Here is a 19,259-nt window from a genome sequence, read left to right as displayed (position 1 = left end):
TCACCCCACCATCACCCGCCGTATATCCCCCGCCAACTCCCGCACCCGCGCCTCATCCGTATCCCACGAACACATGAACCGCGCACCACCGCTGCCAATGAACGTATAGAACCGCCAGCCCTTGCCCCGCAGCGCTTCCAGCGCAGGTTCCGACATCTGCAGAAACACCCCGTTGGCCTCCACCGGAAACATCAGCTCCACCCCCGGCACATCCTTGACCAGTTCACTGAGCAATTGCGCGCAATGGTTGGCATGCCCGGCGTGCTTGAGCCAGGCGTCGTTCTCCAGCAAACCCACCCAGGACGCGGACAGGAAACGCATCTTCGAAGCCAGTTGCCCGGCCTGCTTGCAGCGGTAGTCGAAATCTTCGGCCAGGGTGCGGTTGAAGAACAGGATCGCCTCGCCCACCGCCATGCCGTTCTTGGTACCGCCGAAGCACAGCACGTCCACGCCGGCCTTCCAGGTCAATTCGGCCGGTGAGCAACCCAGAAAGGCGCAGGCATTGGCAAATCGCGCGCCGTCCATATGCAGATTCAGGCCCAGCTCCTTGCAGGTGGCGCTGATGGCCTTGAGCTCATCGGGGCGGTACACGCTGCCCACTTCGGTGGCCTGGGTCAGGGTTACCACCCGTGGCTTGGGGTAATGGATGTCCTGGCGCTTGAGGGCGATCTCGCGAATCGCCTCGGGGCTCAGCTTGCCGTTCTCGCTGCGCGCGGTGAGCAGCTTGGAGCCGTTGGAGAAGAACTCCGGCGCGCCGCATTCGTCGGTTTCGACGTGGGCGGTTTCCGAGCAGATCACGCTGTGGTAGCTCTGGCACAGCGACGACAGGGCCAGGGAATTGGCAGCGGTGCCGTTGAAGGCGAAGAACACTTCACAGTCGGTTTCGAACAGACGGCGGAATTCGTCGGCGGCCCGCGCGGTCCATTGATCGTCGCCATAGGCGCGCTGATGGCCCTGGTTGGCTTGTTCCATGGCCGCCCAGGCTTCGGGACAGATGCCCGAATAGTTGTCGCTGGCGAACTGCTGGGTTTGGTCGTTCATGGACGGGTCCTTGGTATTGTTGATGCTGGGCACTTTAAACCAACTGGGAGAGGTGTGTCGTCTGTGCGGGCCCCTTCGCGGCTGCACGCCGCTCCTACAGGAGACCTCGCCTGGGCCGCGCGGCACGGATGCAGGGGATCTGGCCTGGGCAGCGCGGCGCGCATGCATGGGATCTGGCCGGGGCCGCGCGGCACGGATGCAGGGGATCTGGCCTGGGCCGCGCGGCACGCATGCAGGGGATCTGGCCTGTAACGACAATCCCTTGTGGGAGCGGGTTCTACCCGCGATGGGGCCCGCACAGACAACACAGCCAATGGAGACCCAAGCCAATGCCCCGCAACCACGCCCTGGACCTGATCAAATGGCTGGCCATGCTGTGCATGCTGCTCGATCACCTGCGCTATGTCGGTTGGCAATTGGACATGCTCTACGTCCCCGGCCGGCTGGCCTTCCCGTTCTTCTGTCTGGCCATCGCCGCCAACCTCACCCGTACCCCCGATGCCGCCCTGACCGGACGCTATCTGGGCTGGCTGCTGACCTTCGCTGCGCTCTCCGAGATTCCCTATCGGATGTTCGTCTATCCCGCCGACACCCTCAACGTACTGCCGACCCTGGCCCTGGGCCTGATCGTGGCCAGGGCCTGGCAGCAACGCCAGCAGCCCATGATGGCGTTGCTGGGCGTGGCAGCAGCGGTCTTGGCCGCCGTGTTCGGGCAGCACCTGATGTTCGGTTTCGCCGGGGTGCTCTTGCCCCTGGGCTTCGTCCTGGCCTGGGGCCGACCCCTGTACTGGGCGTTGCCCCTGGGTGTGCTGTGCCTGGCCGGCAATGCCTGGGAAAGCCTGTTCCAGGCCGCGCGCTACGGCTATGCCGCGGCCATCGGCGGAATCGCCGCATGTCTGCTAGCGCCATGGCTGGGGCTGGCCCTGCTGCGCCTCGATCCCCAGGCCAGGATTGTCCCAATGCGCCGCTGGGCCTACGCCATCTACCCGTTGCACTTCCTTGTCCTGCTTGGCCTGCGGCTGTTTCTGCGGGCGTTCTGAGCCTGGTCTGATCGCGCCATGTCGTAAACGAACCTTTGCGAGGCGCGCGCAGGCATTTGGTCTGAGCGCGCCGGTCATACCATCGCATCAAAGGGGGTCAGCCAAGCGGCCCCTGGCCTATACGACAGGCGCCACGCCGCCGCTGGGGAGACCGCGATGTTCAGCAAACAAGATCAGATCCAAGGTTATGACGATGCCCTGCTGGCGGCCATGAACGCCGAGGAGCAGCGTCAGGAAGACCACATCGAGCTGATCGCCTCGGAGAACTACACCAGCAAGCGCGTGATGGAAGCGCAAGGCAGCGGCCTCACCAACAAGTACGCCGAAGGTTATCCGGGCAAGCGCTACTACGGTGGCTGCGAGCATGTGGATAAAGTCGAGCAACTGGCTATCGACCGCGCCAAGCAACTGTTCGGCGCCGACTACGCCAACGTCCAGCCGCACTCCGGCTCCCAGGCCAATGCGGCGGTCTACCTGGCCCTGTTGCAGGCAGGCGATACCGTGCTGGGCATGAGCCTGGCCCATGGCGGCCACCTGACCCACGGCGCCAAGGTCAGCTTCTCCGGCAAGCTGTACAACGCGGTGCAGTACGGCATCGACACCGACACCGGCCTGATCGACTACGACGAGGTCGAGCGCCTGGCGGTCGAGCATCAGCCGAAGATGATCATTGCCGGCTTCTCGGCCTACTCCAAGACCCTGGATTTCCCGCGCTTCCGCGAGATCGCCGACAAGGTGGGCGCCTACCTGTTCGTCGACATGGCCCACGTCGCCGGCCTGGTGGCCGCTGGCCTGTACCCCAACCCGATTCCTTTTGCCGACGTGGTCACCACCACCACCCACAAGACCCTGCGCGGTCCGCGCGGCGGCTTGATCCTGGCCAGGGCCAACGAAGCACTGGAGAAGAAATTCAACGCCGCCGTGTTCCCCGGCGGTCAGGGTGGCCCGTTGATGCACGTGATCGCCGCCAAGGCAGTGTGCTTCAAGGAAGCTTTGGAGCCTGAATTCAAGACCTACCAGCAGCAGGTCATCGACAACGCCCAGGCCATGGCCGGCGTGTTCATCGACCGTGGCTACGACGTGGTGTCCGGCGGTACCGACAACCACCTGTTCCTGGTCAGCCTGATCCGCCAGGGCCTCACCGGCAAAGACGCCGACGCCGCCCTGGGCCGTGCCCACATCACCGTGAACAAGAACGCCGTGCCCAACGACCCGCAGTCGCCGTTCGTGACCTCAGGCCTGCGTATCGGTACCCCGGCGGTGACCAGCCGTGGCTTCAAGGTTGCCCAGTGCACTGAACTGGCCGGCTGGATCTGCGACATCCTCGACAACCTGGGCGATGCCGACGTGGAGGCCAATGTGGCCAGGCACGTCACCGCCCTGTGCACCGATTTTCCGGTTTACCGCTGAGAGTGGAGACAACCATGCAACGTTATTCGGGCTTCGGCCTCTTCAAGCACTCCCTCAGCCACCACGAAAACTGGCAGCGCATGTGGCGCACGCCAACGCCTAAGAAAGTCTATGACGTGGTCATCGTCGGCGGTGGCGGTCATGGCCTGGCAACGGCCTACTACCTGGCCAAGGTCCACGGCATCACCAACGTCGCCGTGGTCGAAAAGGGCTGGCTGGGCGGTGGCAACACCGCGCGCAACACCACCATCGTGCGTTCCAACTACCTGTGGGATGAATCGGCGCACCTCTATGAACACGCCATGAAGCTGTGGGAAGGCTTGTCCCAGGACATCAACTACAACGTGATGTTTTCCCAGCGCGGCGTCTACAACCTGTGCCATACCCTGCAGGACATGCGTGATTCCGAGCGCCGGGTGAGCGCCAACCGCCTCAACGGCGTGGATGGTGAACTGCTCAACGGCAAGCAGGTGGCCGACGAGATTCCGTACCTGGACTGCTCCAAGAACACCCGTTACCCGATCATCGGCGCCACCGTGCAACGTCGCGGTGGTGTGGCCCGCCACGATGCCGTGGCCTGGGGCTATGCGCGTGCCGCCGACGCCCTGGGCGTGGACCTGATTCAGCAGACCGAAGTGATCGGCTTCCGCAAGGAAAACGGCGTGTGCATCGGCGTCGAAACCAACAAGGGCTTCATCGGCGCCAAGCGCGTTGGCGTGGTCACCGCCGGTAACTCCGGGCACATGGCCAAGCTGGCCGGTTTCCGCCTGCCGGTCGAATCCCATCCGTTGCAGGCGCTGGTCTCCGAACCCATCAAGCCCATCATCGACAGCGTGATCATGTCCAACGCCGTGCACGGCTACATCAGCCAGTCCGACAAGGGTGACCTGGTGATCGGCGCCGGCATCGACAGCTGGGTGGGCTACGGCCAGCGCGGTTCCTACCCGATCATCGAGCACACCCTGCAAGCCATCGTCGAAATGTTCCCGGTGCTTTCGCGGGTGCGCATGAACCGCCAGTGGGGTGGCATCGTCGACACCACACCGGACGCCTGCCCGATCATTTCCAAGACGCCGGTGCCCAACATGTTCTTCAACTGCGGCTGGGGTACCGGTGGCTTCAAGGCCACCCCGGGCTCGGGCCACGTATTCGCCGCCAGCCTGGCCAAGGGTGAAATGCACCCGTTGGCCAAACCGTTTTCCATCGACCGTTTCCACAACGGCGCCCTGATCGACGAACACGGCGCTGCCGCCGTCGCCCACTAACAGGAGAAACGACCATGCTGAACATCTTCTGTCCGCACTGTGGCGAGCTTCGCAGCGAAGAAGAATTCCACTGCTCGGGCCAGGCGCACATCGCCCGCCCGCTGGACCCAGGCGCCTGCTCCGACGAGCAGTGGGGCGACTACATGTTCTTTCGCAACAACCCGCGCGGCCTGCAGCATGAGCTGTGGATTCACGCCGCCGGCTGCCGCCAGTATTTCAACGCCACCCGCAACACCGTGACCTACGAAATTCTGGAAACCTATCGGATCGGCACCCAGCCCCAATTCGTCGAAAAGAGCATTGAGAAGGGCGCTCAAACCAGCGCCTTGGGAGACAAGGTATGAGCCAGGTCAATCGGCTGTCCAACGGCGGGCGTCTGGACCGCAGCAAAAAACTGACCTTTACCTTCAACGGCCACAGCTACAGCGGCTATGAAGGCGACACCCTGGCCTCGGCGTTGCTGGCCAACGGCGTGGACATCGTCGGCCGCAGCTTCAAGTATTCGCGTCCCCGCGGCATCGTTGCCGCCGGTGCCGAAGAGCCGAACGCGGTACTGCAGATCGGCGCCACCGAAGCCACCCAGATCCCCAACGTGCGGGCGACCCAGCAGGCGCTGTACCAAGGCCTGGTCGCCACCAGCACCAACGGTTGGCCCAACGTCAATACCGACATGATGGGCATTCTCGGCAAGGTCGGCGGCAAGCTGATGCCGCCGGGTTTCTACTACAAGACGTTCATGTATCCGCAGTCATTCTGGATGACCTACGAGAAGTACATCCGCAAGGCTGCCGGCCTGGGCCGTTCGCCGACCGAAGTCGATCCGGACACCTACGACTACATGAGCCAGACCTGCGACGTGCTGGTGGTGGGCTCCGGCCCTGCGGGTCTCGCCGCGGCCCTGGCGGCTGCGCGCAGCGGTGCCCGGGTGATCCTGGCCGACGAGCAGGAAGAGTTTGGCGGGTGCCTGCTGGACACCCGCGAAAGCCTGGACGGCAAACCGGCCGGTGAGTGGGTCGCGGCGGTGATCGCCGAATTGCAAAGCTTGCCGGACGTGACGCTGCTGCCACGCTCCACGGTGAACGGCTACCACGACCATAACTTCCTGACCATTCACCAGCGACTCACCGACCACCTGGGCGACCGCGCGCCGATTGGCCAGGCCCGTCAGCGCATGCACCGGGTACGCGCCAAACGCGTGGTGCTGGCCACCGGTACCCATGAGCGGCCACTGGTGTACGGCAACAACGATGTGCCGGGCAACATGCTGGCCGGTGCCATCTCTACCTACGTGCGCCGTTATGGTGTAGCGCCGGGCAAGAAGCTGGTGCTGTCGACCAACAACGACTTCGCCTATCGCGTTGCCCTGGACTGGCTGGATGCCGGGTTGCAGGTCGTCGCCGTGGCCGACGCCCGTCATAACCCGCGCGGTGCGCTGGTCGAGGAAGCGCGTGCCAAGGGCATTCGCATCCTGACCTCCAGTGCCGTGATCGAAACCCGCGGCAGCAAGCACGTCAGTGCGGCCCGTGTCGCCGCCATCGACGTCAAGGCACACAAGCTGGCCAGCCCCGGCGAGTGGCTGGACTGCGACCTGGTGGGCAGCTCGGGCGGCTACAGCCCGGTGGTTCACCTGGCCTCGCACCTGGGCGGCAAGCCGGTCTGGCGCGAAGATATCCTGGCGTTCGTGCCTGGCGAAGCACCGCAGAAACGCGTGTGCGTGGGCGGCGTGAACGGCGTCTACGCGCTGGCCGATGCCCTGGCCGATGGTTTCGAGGGCGGTGCCCGCGCGGCGTCCGAAGCCGGCTTTGGCATCGTCGAAGGGACCTTGCCCAAGGTCTTGAACCGCGCCGAAGAGCCGACCCTGGCCTTGTTCCAGGTGCCGCACGACAAGAACACCGCACGGGCGCCGAAGCAATTCGTCGACCTGCAGAACGACGTCACCGCCGCCGCTATCGAACTGGCCACCCGCGAAGGCTTCGAGTCGGTCGAGCACGTCAAGCGCTACACCGCGCTGGGCTTCGGCACCGATCAAGGCAAGCTGGGCAACGTCAACGGCCTGGCTATCGCCGCCCGTTCACTGAACGTGTCCATTCCCGAGATGGGCACCACCATGTTCCGCCCCAACTACACGCCGATCACCTTCGGCGCGGTGGCCGGGCGTCATTGCGGCCATCTGTTCGAGCCGGTGCGCTTCACCGCCCTGCACGCCTGGCACGTGAAGAACGGCGCCGAGTTCGAAGACGTCGGCCAGTGGAAACGTCCCTGGTACTTCCCCAAACGCGGTGAAGATATCCACGCCGCGGTTGCCCGCGAATGCAAGGCCGTGCGCGACAGCGTCGGCCTGCTGGACGCCTCCACCCTGGGCAAGATCGACATCCAGGGGCCGGACGCGCGTGAGTTCCTCAACCGTATCTACACCAACGCCTGGACCAAACTGGATGTGGGCAAGGCCCGCTACGGCCTGATGTGCAAGGAAGATGGCATGGTCTTCGACGACGGCGTGACGGCCTGTCTGGCCGACAACCACTTCCTCATGACCACCACCACCGGCGGTGCCGCACGGGTGCTGCAATGGCTGGAAATCTATCAACAGACCGAGTGGCCAGAGCTGAAGGTCTACTTCACCTCGGTGACCGATCACTGGGCCACCCTGACCCTGTCGGGCCCCAACAGCCGCAAGTTGTTGAGTGAAGTGACCGATATCGATCTGGACAAGGACGCGTTCGGCTTCATGACCTGGAAAGAGGGTCTGGTGGGCGGTGTCCCGGCGCGGGTGTTCCGTATCTCGTTCACCGGTGAGCTGTCGTACGAAGTCAACATCCAGGCCGACTACGCCATGGGTGTGCTGGAGAAGATCATCGAGGCGGGCAAGTCGTACAACCTCACCCCGTACGGCACCGAAACCATGCACGTGCTGCGCGCCGAGAAGGGTTTCATCATCGTCGGTCAGGACACCGACGGTTCGATGACCCCGGACGACCTCAACATGGGCTGGTGCGTGGGACGCACCAAACCGTTCTCTTGGATCGGCTGGCGCGGCATGAATCGTGAAGATTGCGTGCGCGAAGACCGCAAGCAGTTGGTAGGGCTCAAGCCGATCGATCCGAACAAGTGGCTGCCCGAAGGCGCGCAGCTGGTGTTCGATCCGAAGCAGGCGATCCCCATGACCATGGTCGGCCATGTCACCTCCAGTTACGCCAGCAACTCGCTGGGTTACTCGTTCGCCATGGGCGTGGTCAAGGGCGGCCTCAAGCGCATGGGTGAACGGGTGTTCTCGCCCCAGGCCGACGGCAGCGTGATCGAGGCCGAGATCGTCTCTTCGGTGTTCTTCGATCCGAAGGGCGAGCGGCAGAACATCTAGCGCAGACACGCGTAGCCCGGACAGCTTCAATAGAATTCACTGACAGGTGCAGCGAAATGACCACAGTCAACGTATACCAGCAACGCCCGACGTCGGGCGCCAAGGCTGAAGACCCGCTTCATCACGCCGAGCTCGCCACCCTGGTGGGCAAGGGGCGCACCACCGCGGGTGTGAACCTGCGCGAGAAAAAACTGCTCGGCCATCTGACCATCCGTGGCGATGGCCATGACGCCGCCTTCGCCGGCGCCGTGCACAAGGCCACTGGGCTCGAGCTGCCGGGGGCCCTGAGCGTTGTCGGCAGTGGTGATACCTCGCTGCAGTGGTTGGGGCCGGACGAATGGTTGCTGATCGTGCCCACAGGCGAGGAGTTTGCTGCCGAGCAGCGTCTGCGCGAAGCGCTGGCCGGGCTGCATGTGGCCGTCGTCAATGTGAGCGGCGGGCAGTCGCTGATCGAGCTCAGCGGCCCCAACGTACGTGACGTGCTGATGAAGTCCACCAGCTACGACGTGCACCCCAGCAATTTCCCGGTGGGCAAGGCGGTGGGTACCACATTCGCCAAGTCGCAGCTGGTGATTCGCCGTACGGGCGAAGAAACCTGGGAGCTGCTGATTCGTCGCAGCTTCGCAGATTACTGGTGGCTGTGGCTGCAGGATGCTTCGGCGGAGTACGGGCTGAATATTCAGGGTTGAATGCGCGGGCCCCTTCGCGGCTGCACGCCGCTCCTACACCGATCACGCATCACCCGTAGGAGCCGCGTACACCCGCGAAATGCTGCCTCACACACCCCCCTGTAGGAGCGGCGTGCAGCCGCGAAGAGGCCCACACAAACACCGCACACCCCACCCGTAGGAGCGGCGTACAGCCGCGAAGCTCTCGATCCTGACCCTGATCTCGAACCAAAAGGACCCACCATGAGCCGCGCCCCCGATACCTGGATTCTCACCGCCGACTGCCCCAGCGTCTTGGGCACGGTGGACGCGGTCACGCGCTACCTGTTCGAACAGGGCTGCTACGTCACCGAGCATCACTCCTTCGACGATCGCTTGTCCTCGCGCTTCTTCATCCGCGTGGAATTCCGCCAGCCTGACGGTTTCGACGAAGCCGGCTTTCGCGCCGGCCTGGCCGAGCGTGGCGCTGCATTCGGCATGATCTTCGAACTCACCGCGCCGCAATACCGGCCCAAGGTGGTGATCATGGTGTCCAAGGCCGATCACTGTCTGAACGACCTGCTCTACCGCCAGCGCATCGGCCAGTTGCCAATGGACGTGGTCGCGGTGGTGTCCAATCATCCGGATCTCGAACCCTTGGCGCGCTGGCACGACATTCCCTACTACCATTTCCCCCTCGACCCGAACGACAAGCCCGCGCAAGAGCGCAAGGTGTTGCAGGTGATCGAGGACAAGGGCGCCGAACTGGTGATTCTTGCCCGCTACATGCAGGTGCTGTCCCCAGAGCTGTGTCGCCGGCTGGATGGCTGGGCGATCAATATCCACCATTCACTGTTGCCCGGTTTCAAAGGTGCCAAGCCCTACCATCAGGCCTACAACAAAGGCGTCAAGCTGGTCGGCGCCACGGCGCACTACATCAACAACGATCTGGACGAAGGCCCGATCATCGCCCAGGGGGTGGAAGTGGTGGACCACAGCCACTACCCCGAAGACCTGATCGCCAAGGGCCGCGACATCGAGTGCCTGACCCTGGCGCGCGCGATCGGTTACCACATCGAGCGTCGCGTTTTTCTCAATGCCAATCGGACGGTGGTTTTGTAGGGCATGACATTGGAAGCGGCTGATGCCGGTGGTACGGGCGCATGATACCGGACGCGGCTTACGCCGCTGCTACAGGAGTGGGTGTAGCAGCGGCGTGAGCCGCGTCCGGCATCACTGAACATCCAAGATTCAAAGCAGCAAGCAACACCCAAGCTCGACAACAACAATTCAGCGAGGTGAAAGCATGTCTGGTAATCGTGGAGTGGTATACCTGGGCTCCGGCAAAGTCGAAGTGCAGAATATCGATTTCCCCAAAATGCAGGACCCGCGGGGCAAGCGCATCGAACACGGTGTGATCCTGCGAGTCGTGTCCACCAACATCTGCGGCTCGGACCAGCACATGGTTCGCGGTCGCACCACTGCCCAGGTCGGCCTGGTACTGGGTCACGAAATCACCGGCGAAGTCATCGAAGCCGGGCGTGACGTCGAGCACCTGGAGGTCGGCGACCTGGTCTCGGTGCCCTTCAACGTCGCCTGCGGCCGTTGCCGCTCCTGCAAGGAGCAGCACACCGGCGTGTGCCTGACCGTCAACCCGGCCAGGGCGGGCGGTGCCTACGGCTACGTCGACATGGGCGACTGGGTCGGCGGCCAGGCCGAGTTCGTGCTGGTGCCGTACGCCGATTTCAACCTGCTCAAGCTGCCGGACCGCGACGCGGCCATGGAAAAAATCCGTGATCTGACCTGCCTGTCGGACATCCTGCCGACCGGCTATCACGGTGCGGTGACCGCCGGCGTCGGTCCGGGCAGCACGGTGTATGTGGCCGGTGCCGGTCCTGTGGGCCTGGCCGCGGCGGCTTCCGCACGCCTGCTGGGCGCGGCGGTGGTGATCATCGGTGACGTCAACCCCGTGCGCCTGGCCCACGCCAAGGCTCAGGGGTTCGAGATCGCCGATCTGTCTCAGGACACCCCACTGCACGAGCAGATCGCCGCCTTGCTGGGCGAACCGGAAGTGGACTGCGCCGTGGATGCGGTAGGTTTCGAAGCCCGTGGCCACGGCCATGCCGGCGCCAAGGCCGAAGCGCCCGCCACGGTACTCAACTCGTTGATGGGCGTGGTCCGCGTGGCCGGCAAGATCGGCATTCCCGGCCTTTACGTGACCGAGGACCCAGGTGCCGTGGACGCGGCGGCGAAGATGGGTAGCCTGAGCATTCGCTTCGGCCTGGGCTGGGCCAAATCCCACAGCTTCCACACCGGGCAGACGCCGGTGATGAAGTACAACCGGCAGTTGATGCAGGCGATCATGTGGGACCGCATCAAGATCGCCGACGTGGTGGGTGTGGAAGTCATCTCGCTGGACGAAGCCCCTCGCGGCTATGGCGAGTTCGATGCCGGCGTACCGAAGAAATTCGTCATCGACCCGCACAAACTCTTCAGCGCAGCGTAAGCAGGCCCGACGCCTTCGCGGCTGCACGCCGCTCCTACAGGGGGGCGGCGTACAGCCGCGAAGGCGCCCCCCCAATCACCGCCATCTCCCCCGACGACACAATTTTCACCCTCAAGGAACATAATAGGCCCACTCCCGTCCAACGACGGTTCGCCTTCACGTCCCCAGAGGTTGCTGCACAATGAACATCTCCCGCGCCATGGCCCTGGCCTCCCTGATGGCCGTTGCCGCCAGCCCGGCCTTCGCCTTCAATCTGAACGACGCGGTCAATGCCGCCTCCACCCTGCAGAACGGCAAACAGGGCAACAACGCCGCCGTCGCTGCCGCGCCGGAAGCCGCCGGTCTGCTCAACACCTTGGGTTCGACCCTGAACATCACCCCCACCCAAGCCATCGGCGGTACGGGCGCCATGCTCGGTCTGGCCAAGAACCAGCTCAGCAGCACCGACTACTCGCAGCTGAGCAAGTCCGTGCCCGGCATCGACAAGCTCTCCGGCAACAACGCCCTGGGTGGCCTGAGCGGCCTCAGCGGCCTGCTGGGCAAGTCCGATCAGAAAAACGTCAATGCCCTGAACAACGCCCTGGGCGACGTCAAGACCACCAGCGACATGAACAACGCCTTCAGTGCCCTGGGCATGGACAGCGGCATGGTCGGCCAATTCGCCCCGGTCATTCTCCAGTACCTGGGTCAGCAGGGCGTCGGCGGCCCGCTGCTGCAGAGCCTGGGCAGCATCTGGGGTGCCACTGGCAGTTGATCAGCGATTGATTTCGGCGCGCAACGTGCCGATCAACTGATCTTTCTCGGTCCAGAGCTGGTTCACCCAGTGCTGGACCTTGAGCCGAAACGCCGGGTCATTCTCGTAATCGCCGTTGATCAACTCTTGATCGATGGTGCGCGAACGGATGTCGACGATCACCCTGGGCACATCCCCGCACAGCAAATTCCAGAACCCCGGAATCCGCTCCCCCGGATACACCACCGTGACGTCCAGCAATCGGTCCAGCTGCGGCCCCATGGCCGCCAGCACGAACGCCACGCCACCGGCCTTGGGCTTGAGCAGGTAGGTGAACGGCGACGCCTGTTGCGCATGCTTGGCCTGAGTGAACCGCGTGCCTTCCAGATAATTGACGATGGTCACCGGCTGGCGCTTGTAGAGTTCGCACGCGGCCTTGGTGATTTCGAGATCCTGGCCCTTGAGGTGCGGATTCTTCTCCAGAAACGCCTTGGTGTAGCGCTTCATGAAGGGATAGTCCAGGGCCCACCAGGCCAGTCCCAGCAGCGGCACCCATATCAGCTCTTTCTTGAGGAAGAATTTGAAGAACGGGGCGCGCCGGTTCAGCGCCTGGATCAATGCCGCGATGTCGATCCACGATTGATGGTTGCCAACCACCAGGTAGGACGTGCTCGGATGCAGGTCTTGAGCGCCGCGGATGTCCCATTGGGTCCGGGTGCACAGGGCGAAGATGCGCTTGTCGATCTCCGACCAGGTTTCAGCGAACCACATCACGGCCGCCGAAGCGCGGTCGCGCGCGCGTCCGCGCAGTGCCAGCTTGGCCACGCCGCACAGCAGCAAGGGGCAGATCAGCACCAAGGTATTGAGCAGCAGCAGGGCAGTGGCCAGACAGCCGGTAAGCAGGCGACGCATAGGTAAACTCTAGGTTTCATGAGGCCGGCAATGATAAGCACAAGCGCATCGGTAACCAATTCCGTCGGGCGGTTTCGTCAACAAATGTTTCACTTTTGTTTGGTTATGCTGGGCCACTGCCCACTACCGCCAAGGAACCCTACGTGAAGAACGTACTTGCTCTGTTGTCCTTTCTGGCCCTGCCTGCGTTGGCCGCCGAGCCCACGCTGTACGGGCGCTACGAATACATCAAGCTGCCCGAGATCGGTGGTCAGACCTTCAAGGCCAAGATGGACACCGGCGCCCTGACCGCTTCGCTGTCGGCCAAGGACATCCAGACTTTCACCCGCGACGGTGACGATTGGGTACGCTTTCGCCTGGCCACCAAGGACGCCGACAACAAGGTCTACGAACACAAAGTGTCGCGCATGAGCAAGATCAAGAGCCGTGCCGACGAAGAGGATGACGAGGGCGAAACCGTCAACGTCGCCAAACGCCCCGTGGTCGATCTGGAACTGTGCCTGGGCGACGTCAAGCGCACCATCGAGGTCAACCTGGTAGACCGCAGCAGCTTCAACTACCCCCTGCTGATCGGCGCCAAGGGTCTGCGCGAATTCAAGGCTGCGGTAAACCCCGCCCGGCGTTTCGTAGCCGACAAGCCCGATTGCTGAACCCCTTCCACCTGTAGCAGCGGCGTAAGCCGCGTCACGCCCCAATAATCTCCTCTCGCAAACGTGTGATGCAGAGGACGCGGCTTACGCCGCTGCTACAGTGGGATTAGCGGCGGGTGAGGGCGTGTGCGCTTAGCAGCGCAGGAATGCCCAGGCCCAGCCAGGACAATGCATCCCACCAGCCGTCTCCCAGCAAGGCGGCGAACAATCCAGCGCCGCCGATTACCCCGATCACCAGCGGAATGGCGAATACCGGCCAGAACGTCGAGTGCTTTCTTCTCGTCACGCTGTGGCCTCCACCGCGGCGGCTCTGGCGGCGCGGCGGCGGACCCACCAGAGATACACGCCACTGCCCAGCACGATGATGGTCAGCACATCCAGCGCTGCCCACAGAATCTTCATCGGCATGCCGCCGTAGTCGCCGAAGTGCAGGGGCTGCGACAGGCCCATGGCATCCATGTACCAGGGCCGTTCGACCACTGCAGTGACGTCCAGCGTGGTGGCGTCGATCAGCACCGGCGTCAGCAGGTGCGAGGTCAGGTGCGTGCCGCCTTTCATGAACACCGCGTAGTGGTGTTCGCTGGAAAAGCGCGTACCGGGGAACGCGATGAAGTCCGGCGTCATGCCGGGCGCGGCGCCGTGGGCAATGTCCAGCAGGCGGGTGGCAGGTGCCAGTTGCTGGAGCGGCGGGGCGTCGCGATAGGGCTCGATCAGCGCAGTGAGGCTTTCCGCGCGCCAGGCACTGATGAGCAGGTCGGCGCAGGCGCTGATCACCCCGGTCACCCCCACCACCAAGGCCCAGGTCAGCGTGACCACACCGATCAGGTTGTGCAGGTCGAGCCAGCGAGTACGGGTGGATTTCTGGTTGCGCACCGTGCCGAACTTGAGCTTGCGCATGAACGGCGAGTACAGCACCACGCCGGAAACGATGGCCAGCACGAACAGCAGGCCCATGAACGCCAGCAACAGCTTGCCCGGCAGCCCGGCATACATGTCCACGTGCAGGCGCAGCATGACCATCATGAAGCCGCCGTTGGCCGAAGGCACTTCCATGGCTTCGCCGGTGCGGTTGTCGAGCATGAACGTGTGTGACAGGTTGGGATCGGTGTCGGCCGTGGCGGCGGTGATCGCGAATACGCCCCGAGGGTCGTCTTCATCCCAGCCGAAGTACTGCACCACCTCGTCGGGACGGTGCGCCTGGGCTGCCTGAACCAGTTGCTGCAGGTCCAGTTGCGGGGTATCGGCGGGCATTTTGCGGAACTGCGGCTCGTCGCCCAGCAGGTGTTCGATCTCGTGATGGAACACCAGCGGCAGGCCGGTAATGGCGAGCATCAGCAGAAACAGGGTACAGATCAGGCTGGTCCAGGTGTGGATGAAGGACCAGCGGCGGATGGTGGTGCTTTTCATTTCAGGGCCTGCAGAAAGAACCCAGCCGTCCACGCGGGGACGGCTGGGTCATGGGGCGTGATGCGTCAGGACGTTACCACTTGTAGTTGACGCTGGCCAATACAGTGCGGCGGTCGCCGTAGTAGCAATAGAAGCCGTCGCAAGTGGAAATGAATTCCTTGTCGAAGACGTTGCTGGCGTTGACCGACACGCTGGCGCCCTTGAGCGCATTGTCCAGGCGGCCCAGGTCGTAATGAACCGCGGCGTCATACAGGGTGTAGTCGCTGCTATGGCCGTCGGACTTGTCACGCACGAAGCCAACGCTGCCGGCGGCGATGTTATCGGTCTCGCCGATGTAGCGCACCCCGAAGCCGATGCCGAAGCCGTCCAGCAGGCCGTTATGCCAGGTGTAGTCCGCCCAGGCAGACGCCGCGTTTTCCGGCGTCAGCGGCAACGGGCGGTTCTTGTCGAAGCTGTTGGTGGTCTTGGTCATCTTGCTGTTGGCGTAGGTATAGGCAGCCGTCAATTTGAGGTTCTCGTTGACGTTGCCGACCGCTTCCAGCTCGAAGCCTCGTACCTGCACTTCGCCCACCGCCGTGCTGACGAACTGGCTGTTGGTGGTGACCACGTTTTCGCGGGTCAGGTCGTACGCGGCCGCGGTGAACAGCATCTCGGTGCCGGGCGGCTGATATTTGAGGCCCACTTCGTACTGCTCGCCCGTGCTGGGTTTGAAGGCCGCGCCATTGTTACCCCCGGCTTCCGGCTGGAACGACTCGGCATAGGAGATGTACGGAGTGAAACCCGACTCGAACACGTAGCTCAATGCAGCGTTGCCGGTGAAGGCATTGTCGCGACGGGTGGCTTTCACGCCATTGGCGTTATAGAAGGTGGAGTCGACGTGCAGCCAGTCTTCCCGGCCACCCAGGGTGAGGCGCCAGTTGTCCAGAGCCATCTGGTCCTGGATATACAGCCCGGTATCGCGCAGCTTCTGGTTGTAATCGTTGTAGGCAAAATACGGCACGTTGCTGAAGTCCTGGCCGTACACGGGATTGATGATGTTGCTTTGCGGGGCTGCACCGAACAGCCATTTGTAATTGGTGTTCACCCGCTGGTGGTCCAGGCCAATCAGCAGGGTGTGGCTGACCGAACCGGTGTCGAAATCTGCCTGGAAGTTGTTGTCCATGGCGAACTGACTGATGTCTTCGTTGACCACGTTCGCGCCCCGGTCCAGGGTGCCGTCCGCAGCGACGGAGCTAGCGTTGCCACCTGCAGTGATGCCCTGGAACGACAGATCGCTCTTGGTATAGCGCAGGTTCTGGCGGAACTGCCACACGTCATTGAAACGATGCTCGAACGCATAACCCAGCGCATAGTACGTCTTGTCGTAGAACTCCCACTCTGGATCGCCCAGGTTCTTGTGGTATTTCACTTCCCCGGCCGGTGTGGCCAGTCGGGTGCCTTGCAGGGGCAGGAACTGGCTGGTGATGCCGGTATCGTCGCGGGTGAATTGCGACAGGAAGGTCAGTTTGGTGTCGGTGTCGATGTTCCAGGTCAGGCTCGGCGCGATGTTGTAGCGTTTGTCATCGACGTGTTCGATACCGGTGCCGCTGTCACGCACCACACCACTGACGCGGTAGAGAAATTCACCTTCGTCGTCAATCCGGCCCGTGCTGTCGAAGCTCAGCTGCTTGCGATTGTAGCTACCGGTCTGCGCCTGGATTTCGTGAGCGGTGACGTCTTGCGGGCGTTTGCTGACCAGATCCAGCAAGCCACCCGGGGGTGTTTGCCCATAGACCGACGATGCCGGGCCGCGCAACAGGGCGACGCGCTCCAGGTTCCAGGTTTCCGCCTTGGGCATGGTGTAGGAGCCCTTGGGCAACGGCAGGCCATCCTGGAACTGGGTCGGTTCGAAGCCACGTACTTTCAGCCACTCGGCGCGGCTGTCACTGCCGTAGCTGCTGGCGACCACGCCGGGCATGTAGCGCACGGCGTCGTCCAGGTTCTGCACCGCCCGGTCCTGCATCTGCTCACGGGTGGCCACCGAGATCGAGCGGGGCACTTCCGCCAGCGCTGTGTCGGTCTTGGTGCCCGCCGCCGTACGCTTGGCTGCGTACCCGTCCACCGCTCCCCACGCCGACTCCACGCCGCCTGATGCGGCATTGATATCCGTCACCGGCAGCGCCACCGTCCCTTCGGGTACGGCAACCAGGGTGAACGTCCCGGCGCTGCTGCGTTGCAGTTGCAAGCCGGTCCCGCGCAACGCGGCTTGCAGGGCGCCTTGGGCGTCATACTGGCCTTGCACGGGCGCGCTGGTTTTACCCGCGGCCAGCGAAGGGTCCAGGGCCATGGCCAGCCCGGCCTGACTGGCGATCTGGTTCAGCGTGCCAGCCAGAGGGCCCGCAGGCAGGTTGTAGCTGCGCGCGCCGCTGGTTTGCTCGGCGGCGTGCAGCAGCGGGCTGGTCAACGGGAGGGCCAGGGCGATGGCTGCAGCCATCAGACTGGGGCGAAGCAAAGCGTCTAGCGAGCGGGACATGGCGGCGGCTCCTGAGGGGAATGGTGCTGATTGCCTGTATGCCGGACGAGATCGAGAAAGTGATAGGGATGGGCAGAAAAAATCTTTCTGTTTGCTGGGCTGGCGGCTTCGCGGCTTTAGGCCGCTCCTACTGGGGGCTGTGTGAGCCGTTATCGGGGTTTGAGGGTCAGCCACCAGGCTGTGCGCTGTTCGATACGGATGGGCAGGGTAGGCAGCAGCGTCTGGAGCGCCAGGTCGGTATCGTGCAAGGGAAAACTGCCGGTAATGCGCAGGTCGGCCACTTCGGGGCTGACACCCAGATGGCCGCTGCGATACCGGTTCAAATCCGCCACCAGGTCTGCCAGGCGGGCGTTGTCTACCACCAGCATGCCGCGGGTCCAGGCATCGGCGCCGGGTTTGAGGGCGGTGATCGCGTCCAATCCCTCGCGCTGCAGCAGTACCTGCTGGCCCTGTTGCAGCAGCGTTTCCCGTAGGCCACCGGCCGGCCGCGCGGCGACCGCCGATTGCAGCACGCTCAAGCGGGTGCCGTGTGCTTCGCGCTTGACCAGAAAACGCGTGCCGATGGCGCGCATGGCACCGTCGGCGGTCTCGACGATGAACGGGCGTGAGTCGTTGTTGCGGTGGCCGGTCTGCACCAGAATCTCGCCGTCGCGCAGCACCACGCGGCGCTCCTGGGCGTCGTAGCGCAGGTCGATTGCGCTGTGGGTGTTGAGGCTGATCAGGGTGCCATCGCCCAGTTGCAACGTGCGTTGCTCGCCAGTGGCGGTGCGCTCGTCCGCCAGCCAGTACGCCACGGGCAGATAGCGGTTGCCGGCAAACAGCCCAAGGCCGATGAACAGGGCAACGCTGGCCAGCCCGCTGCCGAGCTTGCGGCGGCGTTGCTTCAAGGCTTCACGGGATTTGAGCAAGGCCTGGCGGGCGGGGCCGGTGGTCGAGCTGAAGCGTTGGTCCAGGGTGCCCAGTTGCAGCCAGGCGCGGGCATGCTCGCTGTCGGCGGCGTGCCAGCGGGCGAACTCGGCGCGCTCGGCGTCGTTGCCGCCGCCGGCGTCCAGGCACAGTTGCCAGGCAATGGCGGCATCGAGCACCCGTGCCGAAACCGGCTGGTTCATGTGGGCTCCCCGTACAGGGCGACATAGCACTGGCGCATGCCCTGAGCCAGGTACTGGCGAACCCGGGGCACCGACACGCCAAGCTGTTCGGCGATCTGCGCGTGAGGCAGGCCATCCAGCCGGCTCAGCAGAAACGCCATGCGCGCCCGCGATGACAGCTTGTCCAACAAGCGATCGATGGCCTTGAGGTCCTCCAGGATCAGCTGCTGGTACTGCGGGCAAGGCTGTTCGTCTTCGGGCAGGCGCATCAGCTCACTGAGGTAGGCCTGTTCCAGCGCGGCGCGACGGAAATGATCGAACAGCAGCCCCTTGGCGATGGTCAGCAGAAATGCTCGCGGCTCCCGTGGCGCGACGTCCGGTGCCCGACCCAGCAGGCGCACGAAAGTGTCCTGGCTCAGGTCTTCGGCCCGATGAGGGCATGCCACGCTGCGCCGAAGCCAGGCGAGCAGCCAGCTGCGATGGTCGCGATAGAGCGAGCCGACCAACTGGCTATGGGCACTATGGGCTGACGGCACGTAGGAATCACCGAGTGAATGTGTAAGCTAACGGGAATTATTCGCGATTCTGGCAGACCCACACCCCCCACGCAATCGTAGCAGCGGCGTAAGCCGCGTCGCGCTTCGACAATCTCTAGCGGGACGAGATTTGCAGGGGGCGGTTGTGTCGAAA

At 63.7% G+C, this 19,259-nt stretch carries 17 protein-coding genes; 10 read left to right on the top strand and 7 right to left on the bottom strand.

Features of this window, described 5'->3' with window-relative positions:
- Positions 1–1,041 (bottom strand): low specificity L-threonine aldolase, encoded by a 1,041-nt coding sequence (locus B3397_RS21415; protein ID WP_296253809.1) that lies wholly within the window; start codon positions 1,039–1,041, stop codon positions 1–3.
- 329 nt (positions 1,042–1,370) lie between these two features.
- Here B3397_RS21415 and B3397_RS21410 point away from each other — a divergent pair, with 329 nt between their 5' ends.
- From B3397_RS21410 to B3397_RS21370, 9 genes are all read left to right on the top strand, one after another.
- Positions 1,371–2,081: a TraX family protein gene (locus B3397_RS21410; protein WP_296253807.1), complete on the top strand. Its 711-nt coding sequence runs from the start codon at positions 1,371–1,373 to the stop codon at positions 2,079–2,081.
- A 156-nt stretch (positions 2,082–2,237) separates the two neighbouring features.
- Positions 2,238–3,491 carry a serine hydroxymethyltransferase gene (gene glyA / locus B3397_RS21405; protein ID WP_296253805.1) on the top strand — a complete coding sequence of 418 codons (1,254 nt, stop codon included), beginning with the start codon at positions 2,238–2,240 and terminating at the stop codon, positions 3,489–3,491.
- 14 nt (positions 3,492–3,505) lie between these two features.
- A complete protein-coding gene (locus tag B3397_RS21400) occupies positions 3,506–4,756 on the top strand; it encodes a sarcosine oxidase subunit beta family protein (protein ID WP_296253804.1) in 1,251 nt (416 codons plus the stop codon).
- 14 nt (positions 4,757–4,770) lie between these two features.
- Positions 4,771–5,100, top strand: coding sequence for a sarcosine oxidase subunit delta (locus tag B3397_RS21395; RefSeq protein WP_296253803.1), 330 nt, complete (start codon positions 4,771–4,773; stop codon positions 5,098–5,100).
- Positions 5,097–8,114, top strand: a complete 3,018-nt coding sequence (locus B3397_RS21390) for a sarcosine oxidase subunit alpha (RefSeq protein ID WP_296253801.1) — start codon at positions 5,097–5,099, stop codon at positions 8,112–8,114. Before B3397_RS21395 ends, B3397_RS21390 begins: the two co-directional genes overlap by 4 nt.
- 56 nt (positions 8,115–8,170) lie before the next feature.
- A complete protein-coding gene (locus B3397_RS21385) occupies positions 8,171–8,803 on the top strand; it encodes a sarcosine oxidase subunit gamma (protein ID WP_296253799.1) in 633 nt (210 codons plus the stop codon).
- A gap of 222 nt (positions 8,804–9,025) precedes the next feature.
- Positions 9,026–9,883 carry a formyltetrahydrofolate deformylase gene (gene purU, locus B3397_RS21380; RefSeq protein ID WP_296253797.1) on the top strand — a complete coding sequence of 286 codons (858 nt, stop codon included), beginning with the start codon at positions 9,026–9,028 and terminating at the stop codon, positions 9,881–9,883.
- A gap of 184 nt (positions 9,884–10,067) precedes the next feature.
- On the top strand, positions 10,068–11,267 hold the full coding sequence (gene fdhA / locus B3397_RS21375) for a formaldehyde dehydrogenase, glutathione-independent (protein WP_296253794.1): 1,200 nt from the start codon (positions 10,068–10,070) through the stop codon (positions 11,265–11,267).
- 181 nt (positions 11,268–11,448) lie between these two features.
- Complete coding sequence (locus tag B3397_RS21370) at positions 11,449–12,021, top strand: DUF2780 domain-containing protein (RefSeq protein ID WP_296253792.1); 573 nt, start codon at positions 11,449–11,451, stop codon at positions 12,019–12,021.
- On the opposite strand, the gene B3397_RS21365 is transcribed toward B3397_RS21370, so the two are convergent.
- Positions 12,022–12,912: an acyltransferase gene (locus B3397_RS21365; protein ID WP_296253791.1), complete on the bottom strand. Its 891-nt coding sequence runs from the start codon at positions 12,910–12,912 to the stop codon at positions 12,022–12,024. It abuts the gene before it with no gap.
- 143 nt (positions 12,913–13,055) lie between these two features.
- On the opposite strand from B3397_RS21365, the gene B3397_RS21360 reads away from it, so the two are divergent.
- Entirely contained in the window at positions 13,056–13,562 is a 507-nt protein-coding gene (locus tag B3397_RS21360; RefSeq protein WP_296253789.1) for an ATP-dependent zinc protease, read from the top strand.
- Between the two features lie 106 nt (positions 13,563–13,668).
- On the opposite strand, the gene B3397_RS21355 is transcribed toward B3397_RS21360, so the two are convergent.
- The 5 genes from B3397_RS21355 to B3397_RS21335 form a co-directional block, all read right to left on the bottom strand.
- Complete coding sequence (locus B3397_RS21355) at positions 13,669–13,848, bottom strand: hypothetical protein (protein WP_296253787.1); 180 nt, start codon at positions 13,846–13,848, stop codon at positions 13,669–13,671.
- Positions 13,845–14,969 (bottom strand): PepSY-associated TM helix domain-containing protein, encoded by a 1,125-nt coding sequence (locus B3397_RS21350; protein ID WP_296253785.1) that lies wholly within the window; start codon positions 14,967–14,969, stop codon positions 13,845–13,847. Before B3397_RS21350 ends, B3397_RS21355 begins: the two co-directional genes overlap by 4 nt.
- A 73-nt stretch (positions 14,970–15,042) precedes the next feature.
- Positions 15,043–17,481: a TonB-dependent siderophore receptor gene (locus tag B3397_RS21345; RefSeq protein WP_296253783.1), complete on the bottom strand. Its 2,439-nt coding sequence runs from the start codon at positions 17,479–17,481 to the stop codon at positions 15,043–15,045.
- 149 nt (positions 17,482–17,630) lie between these two features.
- Positions 17,631–18,590 (bottom strand): FecR domain-containing protein, encoded by a 960-nt coding sequence (locus B3397_RS21340; protein ID WP_296253781.1) that lies wholly within the window; start codon positions 18,588–18,590, stop codon positions 17,631–17,633.
- Positions 18,587–19,105, bottom strand: a complete 519-nt coding sequence (locus B3397_RS21335; protein ID WP_296253779.1) for an RNA polymerase sigma factor — start codon at positions 19,103–19,105, stop codon at positions 18,587–18,589. Before B3397_RS21335 ends, B3397_RS21340 begins: the two co-directional genes overlap by 4 nt.
- Between the last annotated feature and the right edge of the window lie 154 nt (positions 19,106–19,259).

This window comes from Pseudomonas sp. UBA4194 (genome assembly GCF_002379585.1).
Lineage (GTDB): Bacteria > Pseudomonadota > Gammaproteobacteria > Pseudomonadales > Pseudomonadaceae > Aquipseudomonas.
This window is presented reverse-complemented; position numbering and strand designations above follow the sequence as displayed.